Below are 13,074 nucleotides of genomic sequence, written 5' to 3'. Positions count from 1 at the left end.
TGCTGGGATTTTGCTTACCTGGGATCGGGTTGCTCTATACCCTAATGACTATAGATTCAGCATGGCGACATTGGCAAGGAAGGGGTGGTGCTTGGAAAGGAAGGGTTTATTCGGTTGAGGGTTGAGGGTTGGAGGTTGTTCTATGTTGAAGGTTGGAGGTTGATAGTTGAAGGTTGGAGGTTGATAGTTAAAGGTTGGAGGTTGATAGTTGAAAGTTTACTGTTATAGCAGTCGAAGTAAAGGTTAAGACATAGTTTTGTTACCAGAGCCGCTCTTGTCTATTACCCTTTCCCTAACTATACTTCACTATACTATTAACTTTTGTTAAGCACTGCATAATGTCCTGAACTTTGCCTGAGAAATAAATAGTGGTATTTTAAAATAACTAGGCTCAAAATTAACTCGAAGGCTGAGCATTAAATGGGCATCTATTGATTGACTCTTCCTTTGCTATTTAAAAAAAAAATTAAAGCTCAGGAAAATCTTGGCTTGTGATATAAAGGCATTCAGCTAATTTTAGTCTACGAAGGTTTCAAAATATCGATAAACACTAGCTGATACCGACAAAGGATAGGATGTATGTTGGATAAAAATCTAGCAACTATTTTTACTGCTTTTTCCATCTCTTTAGGTTTAACCATTGCTCTGGCTGGTGATCTTCATGCAGAGAGCCAATTCCCTGATGGTAATGTTCCCCTCGTTGCCCAGTCTCTAGACGTATTCACCAATCAGATTGGATTTCCAATTGAGTTGGACTTAACCAAAGCACAAATTCGAGGAACGTTGCCAATTGAAAAATTCCGGGAAGATTTAGTTAACTCTATCAATCAATATGATGGGTATTACATCAAGAATACTCGTTATAACAAGTGGAAGATAAACGATATTAATCTTCAGTCTATTGAGAATGGTGGAGCAACATTTTCCTTTACCGTCAATTTGCGTAAGTATGAATGCATCAAGATTCCAGGTGTTGGCAGGAAGTGTACTCGTCTCTTTTCTGTAACACCTAGTGGTGATGTCAGTCTTGGTATTGCTATACGTAATAACGATTTACAAGTTGCTTACCGTAAGCATAATGTGCGTGGACGGGGATGGTATTCTGATGCTCTGACTCTTCTTGAACGTCTATTTCGTAATCAAACAGTTAAAGCGATCAAGAATGGTTTGGCAAATTTTGATGGTGTCAATTTAATTTCCTATCTTAAAGATGCGGGCGTTGATAAAAAGTTGAAACCCTATGGCTTAACCCTAGATAAACTCGTTAAGGCTGGTGTTTCTATTAACGCCGATGTTACTCCAAAAGGGCTGAACTTTGTAATTGATTTACCTAAGACCATAACCCTTGAATAATTAGTTAAGCTGTTAGGCACTAATGCTTAACAGCTTAGTCAGATTTATTTGAGCTTCTCTAAAATTTGGTTATCCTGAATAAATTTATCTATTTCCTCGATAATATCATTTCGTTGTCGAGGCACCAAATATGCTGTCTCTACGAATCCTATCACAAAGGAGAAGAATCCACTACCAGGTCTAAATGAATAGTCAACTATTTCAGATTTCATTTCAAACTCCCCACTCGGATTATCATCATAACTAATCTTGAATTGGATATATCCTTTATAGTTTCTTTTGATAAATTTTAAGTGTTTTTCCTGCTTGACCCATTCCACATCACTAAGCAACACGTGTAATTCATCATTGTCAAGCGAGTTGTATTTAAAACTACTTCTTACTTCAGCTTTATCTATCGAGATTTGCTTTATATTACGAATTTCACCTATCTTAAACTTGTTTTCAAAAACTTTTGCTATTTCTGGTAAATTCTTAGATTTTTGAGGTAACTTTAGTGTTTTATTTGGAAAACTGCTAAATATAAATGCTTCTGTTAATATTACTATTACCAAGATTACTAAGCTTCCCAAGATTACTAAGGTAACTGAGCTTACTAAGGTGACTGAGCTTATTTGGTTCAGTCTTAAATTTGATTGTTTAACTAAATCAATTATAGCTATTATAATAGCTATAATTGTAAATAGTATAAAAGCCAACATGCTAAAGACTTTATACTGCTTAACCAATTCTTGATTAGTCAAAAATTCTATTATCCAAGTACCAGTAATATTAATAAAGAGGAATGGCAAGATACGTGACACTACATAATCAAATTTAAATAAGCGGTTATTGCTTAATAATCTTAGTATATAGCTTACTATATAGCATATTTTACTCCTCTTGGACTTGTTTTTTCTCCACCATTTGTTGAGTTTATAAGCATTTTTGCTTGAAATATCAATATATTTATTTTCAACTAAAAAATTAGTAAAATTTATGATAGGTATTTCACTGTAAAAATTTTCATCAAGTATAGCTTTTAAGTTATCTTTATCTATAATTTTATTTAAAATTATTATAGTTTTATCTTCTGTTACCTTCACTAATTGATTAGTCCAATAATCTTGATATAATTGTTTTTTTGACTTCTTTTTTATCTTTTTTTCTAAAGGATACAATAGGTCGAGCAAACTAGTTGTAATTTTAAAATTTTCATTGATTTCTTTTAACTTAGGATTACCGGGATTTTCTTCAAGTGCGCCATTAATTAAGTCTTCTAAACTATTTCTAGTATTAAAATGCTTTACTACTTTGTAAGCTATTTCATCCAAATCTTCCCCAAGAGCAATATCGTCCAGATTTATAGTGAATTGAAATTGTAGCATCATTTCTAATTCATTTTCACTAGGGAAAGCACTACACAGGGCTAAAGTTATCTGCTTGAGGAGATAACCAGGGGTCTTTCCAGCCTTCATTTATAGTTCTCTACCTGTCAACAATAGAACTACTGATGCGATCACTTTTAGGTGGGCTCCGATGCGCGAGTAAGCTATTGAATTTGCGTTTAATCAAATCTGCCTTAAGGATATTCGTAACTGGTTTGCTCATTGTTATTGATGTACCTCATTATAATAAAAACCGCTATAATTGATCCTCTGTAATCTTATATGAGTAAGAGGAACGCCGATAGGCTGGTCTCAACTATATCCCAGTGCCATAGACAAGCGGTATAAGCCAGATCAAATAAGTTTGAGTGTAAAAACAGCGGTTGGATATCTAACTATTCTCCCCCCACACTTCCGACACTTCCCCTTTGACCCTAATCTAAGAAAACACCCCTTTCAGCATCACCCTACTGGGCAAATTGCTAAGATTTGCGCCATTATATCAATGTTTTCGGTGTGAGTAGTTAACTATCTAACCAATGCCCAAACTGACTTGGAGCTTACCCCATGTAACTCCAGCTGCGATCGCTGCAGCCTTTCTACTAACTCCCAATGGTCTAGCCAATGAATCTCAACCAAAGTCAACAACCGCCCAGGAATTATCCGTAGCAGTAGAGTTACTTCCCCCCATCTCTGTGGGCGTGATGGAGCAGGTGACACCTGTTTCCCAGTTGTTCCCAGGATCACCAATAACGGAATTACCAACAAGTACACAAGAGTTTGAGAATGAACTAACTCCCAATATCGAACCCAATATCGAACAGACAGATCAGCCGATGGCTCAGGTGACATCAGTATCCCAGTTATCGGATGTCCAGCCCACAGATTGGGCATTCCAAGCCTTACAATCTATCGTAGAGCGCTACGGTTGTATGGCAGGATATCCTGATGGTAGCTATCGTGGCAATCGTCCCCTCAACCGTTATGAATTTGCTGCTGCTCTCAATGCCTGTTTCGATCAGCTCAGTAAGCTGATTGTTGGTCCCGATTTGTCATCTTCCTACTTTAAAGAAGATCTAGAAGCAATCAAGCGTTTGCAAGGAGAGTTTACCGTGGAACTAGCTCGACTGCGTGGTAACCTGGATGCTGTAACCGCTCGTACTGCTGAAGTCGAAATTACTGAGTTTTCCACCACGACTAAGCTCAATGGCGAAGTAGACTTTATCCTAATTGACTACTTCACTGATAACAAAGCTGCCCCTTGTTGCAGTAGCCCTACTCAAGACGATAGTCTTACCACTACATTCACAGGTCTTGCCCTATTATCCTTTGATACCAGTTTCACCGGTAAAGACCTGTTACGCACTAGAATCGATAGCTCAGATGTGCCTGAATTGAATAACCCCCTCGATGGCACAGACATGACCCTCTATGACTTTGAGACAGATACTGACCAGGAGTTTGTCATAACCGAACTATATTACCGATTCCCGATTAGCGATCGCATTCAAGCTCATATTGCAGCAGCCGGTCTGTCAGCCGATGAGATTACAGACCCCCTCAATCCCGTCTCAGCCCTCTCCCGTTTTGGAGTACATAACCCCCTTTATCGCCTAGCTGAAGGTGGTGGCGCTGCTATTCGTTATCAATTTAATGACTCAATTAGAATCAGTGTAGCTTATTTAGGTAGTGCCGCTAGTATCTCTAATCCCACCGAAGGTAATGGGTTATTTAATGGTCAATTTGGTGCTTTCACTCAGCTAACCTTAACACCAAATCAGCGTTTAGGGATTGGATTGAATTATGTCCATTACTATTCTCCTGAACCCAACTCAGGGATTGATGTCACTGGCAGTACTGGCAGTCAATTTTCCCAAGCACCCTTTGGTGATCAAACCGCTACCTCTGCTAATGGGTTTGGCTTACAAGGGAGATATCGACTTAGTCCTGGTTTTGCCCTTGGGGGTTGGCTCAGTTATATCAATGCCAACGCTGAATCCTCTCCTCGCCAAAGTGGTTTGGATGGCTCAAAGGGGGCTAAAGCTGATATCTGGACTTGGGCGATAACCATGGCATTTCCCGATTTAGGCAAAGAAGGCAATGAATTAGGTTTCGTGTTTGGAATGCCCCCTAGACTAGCTGAAAATGATATTAACAGTCGTCAAGATTTGGATGTATCTTACCACTTAGAAACCTTTTATCGCTACCAAATTAATGACAATATCTCCATCACTCCCGGTCTATTTGTAATTATATCTCCAGAACACAACAGTAAAAATAATAGTATCGTAGTGCCAATGGTTAAAACTAAATTTATTTTTTGATTTGTTGGTTGATTTGCTAATATAGCAATCATAAATACAGCGTTTTTAATAACTATAAGGTACACAGGATTTTTTCCCGATTCCCGATTCCCTGTTGCCGATTCCCTGTTGCCGATTCCCGATTCCCTGTTGCCGATTCCCGATTCCCTACTCCCTACTCCCTACTCCCTACTCCCTACTCCCTACTCCCTACTCCCTAAATACGTTCACGGCAAAGCACATTAAGCATGATCAGACTCAGGCTGTGTACTATATATAGAGGAAGATTCAAAAACAGGCTGCGTGGAAATTACATTTTTAGGAACTAGCTCCGGAGTCCCAACGCGATCGCGCAATGTGTCCAGTGTAGCGCTGCGCTTACCTCAGCGTGCAGAAGTCTGGCTGTTTGACTGTGGCGAAGGTACTCAGCATCAACTTTTGCGGAGTGACCTGAAAACCAGCCAGATCAGACGAATGTTCATTACCCACCTCCATGGCGACCATATTTTTGGTATCCCAGGTCTGTTGGCAAGCTGTGGCTTAGCGGGAAACATCGACAGGGTTGATATTTATGGACCACCGGGTTTAGATAGTTATCTCCAAGCTTGCCTAAAATACTCTCGCACCCATTTGGCATTCCCCTTTAAGGTTCACACGATCAAACCTGGTTTACTCTACGAAGACCAGGAATTTACCGTTAGCTGTCTACCCCTGGAGCATCGTGTGCCAGCCTTTGGCTACCGAGTGTGTGAAAAAGACCGACCGGGCAGGTTTAATGTGGAAAAAGCGATCGCATTAGGAATTCCCTCTGGTCCCCTTTACGGTAAACTCAAACGGGGAGAAACGATTACCCTACCTAATGGGCGTGAGATTAAGGGCATTGAATTGTGTGGAGCACCCGAAACTGGTCGTAAAGTAGTTTATTGCACCGATACTATCTTCTGTGAGCAGGCTATGGAACTGGCAAAGGATGGGGATGTTTTGATTCACGAAGCCACTTTTGCCCATCAAGACGCTCAGATGGCTATTGAGCGCTTACATTCTACGTCTACCATGGCAGCTCAAGTTGCCCTTGGTGCAGGGGTCAAACAGCTAATTATGACCCATTTCAGTCCTCGTTATGCTCCAGGAAACCCCCTGAGGTTAGATGATTTGCTTCAAGAAGCACGGGCAATTTTCCCAAATACCATCTTAGCCTATGATTTCTTCACCTATGAGGTGCCTAGACGACGTTCAGAAGAAAAACAAGTTGTTTGTTGAATCTTGACTGTTTGAGTGTTATCTGTTGAATTTTGACTGTTGGTTGAATCTTGACTGTTGGTTGAATCTTGACTGTTGGTTGAATCTTGACTGTTAAGTCTTAACCTTCTAACTTTCAACCTTCTAACTTTCAACCTCCTAACCTCCTAACCTTCATACCTTCAATTACATTCCTCCACCTGGGAAACACGCCGGATATTTAACACATCGCTCATTTGTTGGATTTTGGCAAAGCTGCAGTTGAGTTGTTGGTGATCGAGAATATCAATACACAGGTCAATTAGAGCTGGTCTGCCATACTGAGTTTTGACTTGAGCCTTACGGACATTAATGTTTTGGTCACTTAAGCGAGACAGAATGTCTTTGAAGACACCAACCCGGTCAATCACTTCAATTTGCACATTCACCGGGTAGGTTTGGGGACGTCCGTTATCGATATCAGTGGGATTCCAGCTGACCGGTACTAGTCTTTCTCCTAAAACATTTTCCACATTCACACATCCTTGCCGATGAATGGAAATCCCCTTAGTGCGAGTGACTACCCCAATAATAGATTCTCCCGGTAAGGGGTTACAACATGCAGCAAGGCGATACAGTAGTCCTTCTACACCAGCAATAGGATGTGTCTTAGCAGGAAGTTGGGATTGGGGATGAATGGGGGTAGAGCTAGAATACTCTTGGATAACTTCACTTTCTCCTGGCTCATTGTCTAAACCAGCGTGTAGTTCTTCCCGTAGTCGTTTCACTACAAAGTTGAGTGTCACTGCACCGTGACCCAGACCAGCCAGTAAATCCTCTACTTTGTGGTAGTTACAGCGCTCCGCCACAATTTGCATTGGTGCTGATTTGAGCAAGGCTTCAAATCCTTTTTTCCCAAGTTCCTTCTCTAAGAGTTCCCGACCCCGAGCCACATTTTCTTCCCGATGCGATCGCTTAAACCATTGCCGAATACGATTTCTCGCACTGGCTGTTGCCACAAAGTTGAGCCAATCTAGACTAGGGTGAGCGTTTTTGGTGGTGAGAATTTCTACAATATCCCCATTCTTTAGAGGACAATCGAGTACCCGCCACTCACCATTAACTCGTACACCAGCACAATGGTTTCCCACCTCGGTATGAATCCGATAGGCGAAGTCTACGGCGGTTGCTCCCCGACTCAAAGCGACTACGTCACCATCTGGTGTAAATACATAGACATCTTCATCAAATAAGTTATCTTTGATGTTTTCCATGTATTCCTGAGCATCTTTCAGGTCTTTCTGCCATTCCAATAACTGCCGCAGCCAAGTCAGCTTTTCATCATCAGCCGTGAATTTGGTAGTATTAGAGCCACCGGTTTCCTTATACTTCCAGTGAGCAGCAATACCCCATTCCGCCACATGGTGCATTTCCAGGGTGCGAATTTGGACTTCGATCGGGCGACCATTAAACCCAATCACTCCGGTATGGAGGGATTGATAGCGATTGGGTTTGGGTAAACCAATATAATCTTTAAACCGACCTGGAATTGGTCTGAACAGATCATGAACAACGGCTAAGGCTCGGTAGCATTCCTCTTTGCTTTCCACAATCACCCGCATGGCAGCAATATCATAGATTTCATGAAACCCCTTGTTCTGGCGCTGCATTTTCTGATATATTCCATAAAGGTGCTTGGGGCGACTACTAATATCAACGCAATGAACACCGGTTTTATGAATCCGCTCTCGCAAAAGTTCTGAGACTTCCTTCAGGCGCTGTTCCCGGTCTGAGCGTCTTTCTGATACCAATGACTGAATTTCCCGATAAGCATTTGTTTCGAGATACTTAAAGGCTAAATCTTCTAGTTCCCACTTAAAGCGACCAATTCCTAACCGATTGGCTAGGGGGGCAAAGATATCTCGGGTTTCTTGGGCAATCTGAACCTGTTTTTCTGGCTTCAAGTATTCCAAGGTCCGCATATTATGTAATCGATCTGCCAGTTTGACAACGATTACCCTGATATCTGCTGCCATGGCGAGGAACATCCGGCGGAAGTTCTCCGCTTGACGCTCAGTTTTACTGGAGAAGTTGAATTTAGATAGTTTGGTTACCCCTTCTACTAAATTTCGTACCTCCACTCCGAACCGGGATTCTATTTCTTCTGGAGTAATTTCCGTATCTTCAACTACATCATGCAGGAATCCAGCCGCTATCATAGTAGAGTTGCCGCCCAAATCCCTTAATAGATCAGCCACTGCAATCGGATGGGCAATGTAAGGCTCTCCAGATTTGCGGTACTGACCTTCATGGAGTTGGTAAGCAAATTTAAATGCCTCAGCGATTAACAAAGTATGATCACCGACTGGTTCCTCTGCCGCTGATGAAGCGGCTTTTAAGCAATATTGCAGCCAGTCAGGAATCTCAACGTTAAAATTCAGAATAGAGTAGGTGGCGATCGCGTCCATAATTATTTGCCCCTCAGAGAAAAAATAGATACCGGAGTCTAGCAAAACCGAAGTCTAGCAAAATGAGTGCTGACTCAGAAGGATGGCAAGCCTATCGATGCAGCCAAACCCTTCTGAGTAAGCAATCACTGTAAGTAAAGCTTCCTCTCACCCTCCTTTTTCGTCAAGCCAGAATGCTGTCCGGATCCTCAAGTTTAAAGAGATGGAAGCTTGCTTCAATATTTAAGTGGCAGAGCCAAATTGTTGTTTTGGTAACTACCTTGTCTTTAATAGGACTTACGAAGTTTAGTTGGTTTTGCCCCCCTGCCCCCCAATTTTGGGGGGTAATGATGTCAAAGTCCCCCAGAATTGGGAGATTTAGGGAGCATTTGCGTAAGTCCTGTTTAAAAAGAAAAAATTCTTTACATTTATAATTTTACGCTAATAGGGCTCACAATGTTATCTCAATCACATAATCAACCATTACGAGAATTCCAACAAGCCCTAGAACAAATGTACTACAAAATTGGCGCTGATGATGTGGCCCGATCAGCAAATCAGCAGCAGTTTCAAGCACTAAAGGGGCTGTTCATCACTCAGATCGCTAGTATTAGTGCCTCAGACATCCCTCTCGATTATGTCTCTCGATGGCAGTCCCTAAAAACCGAAATTCACAAACAGATCCGATTATTGGAAAATGACCTGATGCTTCTGCAGGCATCCCGGAGTGCTGAGACAGCCAAATTAAGGCAGAAGGGAGTATGCGATCGCATTCAGACCCTGATTCAGTACTGCCAAGGGTGGCTGCAACAATCTCAAGAACAACCATAATACTCCTGCCTAGGACTTACGCAGCTGAAACGAAACATCAAATGATATTTCGTAAATCACCAATCACCAATAACAAATTCACCCCACCAGTGTCTTAAACCAGTGGGGTTTGCTGAGGGTTAATTGAAAATAATTAATTACAAAATTTTTTAGCTATTAGTTTCGTGAGGGGTTTCCAGCACTATTCATCTACTCTTGACCTTCATGAAAATGCCTAAGTTTTCCTTGATTCAATTGCTTGATTCAAAAGGTTATAGCACTACGCATTAAGGTGTTTGACATTGATACAATATGAAAAGCTATTATAGTAAACTTTTGCATGCATGCCTTTTGCATGCATGCCTTGCGCGTAGCGCTATACTTATGAGTATTTGATAGAGGAGTTGATAACTGAATGCTTACAATAAACTGGGACTGGGAAACGGGTAACTTCAGATTTACAGATGCTCAAGGCCAAATCAAACAGCAACACCTCTGCTTGCTCTTGACCCACTAACATCACAGATTCTGCTTGAGAAATAGCAGCACCATCACCAGCTTGTAGCAAGTAATTATCTAACTTAACCTGACCTCGTGCTACTTGTACCCAAATATGACGATCTTGAATTGTTTTAGCCATCCCATGGCGTATTACTAATCCTTGTCCTACTCTTGAGCAATTTTTACAAGTTGTTAGAGATACAGCTAATATGTAAGCTATAAGCTATCAGCTGTCAGTTGTCAGCTTAAAATAAACTTCGTTTGGTAGAATTTAAGAGTTCGAGATTAATGATAATAGAAAGTCTGGGGATTTGACCATCTAAGGATATGCTGATTGCTGATTGCTGATTGCTAATTGCTTACACCTTTAACTATTATATTTCACCGAGCAACCGTAAGGCTGAGTGACTGTTTTTTCCACAGGTTTATTATTGATAACACTATTCAAAGCAGCTTGGACATAATTGGTAGCAGTTTCTACATCCGCTGGATTAGCTGAGGGTTTATTATCAATTGCTCCCATGTATTTCAAGACTCCATCAGTATCAATAACATACATATGGGGTGTGGTGCGAGCTTGATATAGACGACCAATGGTGCCTTCGGAGTCTATAATTACTGCTGTGGGATTAGCGCTACTGCTTTGAATCAATTCATTGGCTTTTTGAGGGGTGACATGACCTTGCTGTCCTGGAGCTGAGGAGATAATTGATAACCACACTACTCCCTTGCTGGTGGCTTCTTTCTGAAGTTTCTGCATGTTACCACTGTTGTAATGTTTGCGGACAAAGGGACATTGGTGATTAGTCCATTCCAATACTACGACTTTGCCTTTGAAATCACTGAGCTTGTGGGTGGTATTGTTGCTGTCAACTCCAGTGAATTCTGGTGCTTTTTGATCAATCTGTAATGGTGATGATGCTGCAATTGCGGTGGAGGCTGGACTTGTAGTGTTGGAATCTTTAGTGACGGGAGTATTCTGGCATCCAGTGATAATTAAGGCTAGGGCTACTAATCCAGTGGTGGTAATTTTATGACCGTTTAATTTGATAACATTGTTCATTTTTTTTGATGGCTGATTGTTGATTGTTTATTATTACTTGTTACTTGTTATTTTCCATCTCCTTAAATTCTACCTAAATTTTCTATAAGGATTCTAAATGAATTGTGATAATTTTTGATGCCATATTCCCTACTCCCTACTCCCTACTCCCTACTCCCTACTCCCTACTCCCTGTTCCCTTTGCTATAGGTTTTTGATGGCACGTTGAACTTGCTCTGGGGATAGAATCTGAGGTAGTATAATGGGCGGTGTAAATTCTGAGTCTCCTGGATACAAGACATAAAGGGGTACGCCACTGCGTCCAAAGGATTCTAGAGCTTTAGTGATGGCTGGGTCACGATTAGTCCAGTCTGCTTTGAGTAGGGCAATTTTTTTAGACTCAAAGGCGGCTATGGTTTCTGGCTGGTTGAGGGCGACACGCTCATTAACTAGACAGGTAATGCACCAGGATGCTGAGAAATTCAGGAATACTGGGCTTCCTGATTGCCTTAGTTTAACTAGTCGTTTAGCTGTATAGGCTTGCCATTTGATGCCCTGATTTTGATTATGGGTCAGTGGAGTAGGAGTGGTGCTGGAAACTTGGGCTAAGCTTAGGGAAAATCCTAGGGCGACTAAGGCGCAGATTGAGCCAAGATGCTTTCCTAGAGGGGGGAGTAGGCGGGTTTTTTGGTGCAACCAAGTGGCAAAGGCAATTAGGATTAGTCCTGCTAGGGCGGCTGCTAAACCGTTGGTTCCAGTTTGCTGGGCTAATACCCAGATTAACCAGGCGGTGGCAGCGTACATGGGAAATGCCAGAAGCTGTTGGAAGGTTTCCATCCATGCTCCTGGTTTGGGTAAAATACGCTGCAATCCTGGGGTGAAGCTAATGGCTAGGTAGGGCAGGGCTAGCCCAAGACCGAGCATTTCAAAGATTGCGATCGCTATCGGTACGGATTGGGTCAGGGCTACTCCCAGGGCGGTTGCCATGAATGGTGCGGTGCAGGGAGTGGCGACTACGGTGGCAAAGACTCCTGTGAAAAATTCCCCTATGTATCCTGAGCGAGTGGTTAATCGTTGCCCAATTCCCATGATGGAAGCACCGAAGATAAAGACTCCCGATAGACTTAAGCCAACCGCAAACATTAGATATGCCATTAAGGTAACGAAAACGGGGGATTGTAGCTGGAATCCCCAGCCGATTTGTTGCCCTAGCGATCGCAAAATTAATAGCACACTGGCGACTACGGTAAAACTGACGAGAATGCCTGCGGTGAATGCGATCGCATGGCGTCTCACTTGCTGGGGACTTTTCTGGGATTTTTGGACTATGTTGAGTGCTTTGAGAGATAGCACTGGGAAGACACAGGGCATCAGGTTTAGGATTATGCCTCCGAGTAATGCTAGCAGCAGCACTTCCCATCGGGGTTGGGTTGGGGTTGCGGCAGTTTTGCCTATTTCATTGCTTACTGCGGCTTCAATGGTGAAGGCTTGGACTACGGATTGGTTGTCTAGGGATTCTCGAATCACTAGCACTCCAGTGATTGGGTCGAGTTTCCTAAGATAGCCTCGCTGCAATCGCAAGGTGATTCCATCTTGATTAAGTTCTGGGTTTTGGGGCGCTGGGTTGCTAATGATACCGTCTTGATGTGGGAAAAAGATGACCTCTTGGATTTGAGCCTCTTCCATTTCCGGGGCTTCAACTTGCAGGGTTAAGTCTTTTGGTTCGATAGTGACCGTGACTTTCCATGGGGAAGGTTTGGGTAGAGCTTGACGGGCTTGCTCAAATAAGTTTACCCACTGTTGGTTGACTAAGGGAGGTCTAGAGGTAATTGGTAAGGTGAGGTTGAAGGTGCCTTCTTCCGGAATACAGTTTACTTCACAGACCAGCCAATCCGCTTTTACTCGAAGTTGGAGAGAATCGGGAGTAGCTAGGTTGGCTGGGGGTGTGATTTGGCTGAGTAGGGTAACCTCTTCTTCATAGCCAAAGTTCATTAATGGCTCAAGGGGTAGCCGCTGGGGATAGGGCCACACGA

Annotated in this window: 10 protein-coding genes; 5 read left to right on the top strand and 5 right to left on the bottom strand. The window is 42.3% G+C overall.

Annotated features, from left to right (window positions below):
• Window positions 1–579: 579 nt before the first annotated feature.
• Window positions 580–1,353 (top strand): hypothetical protein, encoded by a 774-nt coding sequence (locus tag F6K57_RS29610; protein ID WP_293040655.1) that lies wholly within the window; start codon window positions 580–582, stop codon window positions 1,351–1,353.
• A gap of 44 nt (window positions 1,354–1,397) precedes the next feature.
• Here the strand turns inward: F6K57_RS29610 and F6K57_RS29605 are convergent, their stop codons facing one another.
• On the bottom strand, window positions 1,398–2,810 hold the full coding sequence (locus F6K57_RS29605; protein ID WP_293071824.1) for an effector-associated domain EAD1-containing protein: 1,413 nt from the start codon (window positions 2,808–2,810) through the stop codon (window positions 1,398–1,400).
• Between the two features lie 449 nt (window positions 2,811–3,259).
• Here F6K57_RS29605 and F6K57_RS29600 point away from each other — a divergent pair, with 449 nt between their 5' ends.
• The 3 genes from F6K57_RS29600 to F6K57_RS29590 all read left to right on the top strand — a co-directional run bounded on the left by F6K57_RS29600 (window position 3,260) and on the right by F6K57_RS29590 (window position 6,283).
• Window positions 3,260–5,044 (top strand): iron uptake porin, encoded by a 1,785-nt coding sequence (locus tag F6K57_RS29600; RefSeq protein WP_293071823.1) that lies wholly within the window; start codon window positions 3,260–3,262, stop codon window positions 5,042–5,044.
• A gap of 94 nt (window positions 5,045–5,138) precedes the next feature.
• Window positions 5,139–5,303, top strand: a complete 165-nt coding sequence (locus F6K57_RS29595) for a hypothetical protein (RefSeq protein ID WP_293071822.1) — start codon at window positions 5,139–5,141, stop codon at window positions 5,301–5,303.
• A gap of 23 nt (window positions 5,304–5,326) precedes the next feature.
• The gene (locus tag F6K57_RS29590; RefSeq protein WP_293066879.1) at window positions 5,327–6,283 is read left to right on the top strand and encodes a ribonuclease Z; all 957 of its coding nucleotides are present in this window, start codon (window positions 5,327–5,329) and stop codon (window positions 6,281–6,283) included.
• Between the two features lie 161 nt (window positions 6,284–6,444).
• Here the strand turns inward: F6K57_RS29590 and F6K57_RS29585 are convergent, their stop codons facing one another.
• Window positions 6,445–8,709, bottom strand: coding sequence for a bifunctional (p)ppGpp synthetase/guanosine-3',5'-bis(diphosphate) 3'-pyrophosphohydrolase (locus F6K57_RS29585; RefSeq protein WP_293071821.1), 2,265 nt, complete (start codon window positions 8,707–8,709; stop codon window positions 6,445–6,447).
• Window positions 8,710–9,144: 435 nt separating this feature from the next.
• On the opposite strand from F6K57_RS29585, the gene patD reads away from it, so the two are divergent.
• Entirely contained in the window at window positions 9,145–9,519 is a 375-nt protein-coding gene (gene patD, locus F6K57_RS29580) for a heterocyst frequency control protein PatD (RefSeq protein ID WP_293045186.1), read from the top strand.
• A 361-nt stretch (window positions 9,520–9,880) separates the two neighbouring features.
• On the opposite strand, the gene F6K57_RS29575 is transcribed toward patD, so the two are convergent.
• The 3 genes from F6K57_RS29575 to F6K57_RS29565 all read right to left on the bottom strand — a co-directional run.
• Window positions 9,881–10,138 (bottom strand): hypothetical protein, encoded by a 258-nt coding sequence (locus F6K57_RS29575; protein WP_293071820.1) that lies wholly within the window; start codon window positions 10,136–10,138, stop codon window positions 9,881–9,883.
• Window positions 10,139–10,366: 228 nt separating this feature from the next.
• A complete protein-coding gene (locus tag F6K57_RS29570) occupies window positions 10,367–11,062 on the bottom strand; it encodes a redoxin domain-containing protein (protein WP_293071819.1) in 696 nt (231 codons plus the stop codon).
• 183 nt (window positions 11,063–11,245) lie between these two features.
• Window positions 11,246–13,074: thioredoxin family protein (locus F6K57_RS29565; protein ID WP_293071818.1), on the bottom strand; the 1,829-nt coding region annotated here is incomplete at its 5' end.

It is taken from the genome of Moorena sp. SIO4A5, assembly GCF_010672005.1.
GTDB lineage: Bacteria > Cyanobacteriota > Cyanobacteriia > Cyanobacteriales > Coleofasciculaceae > Moorena.
The sequence above is the reverse complement of the archived record's forward strand: the minus strand, read 5'-3'. Positions and strand labels throughout refer to the sequence as shown.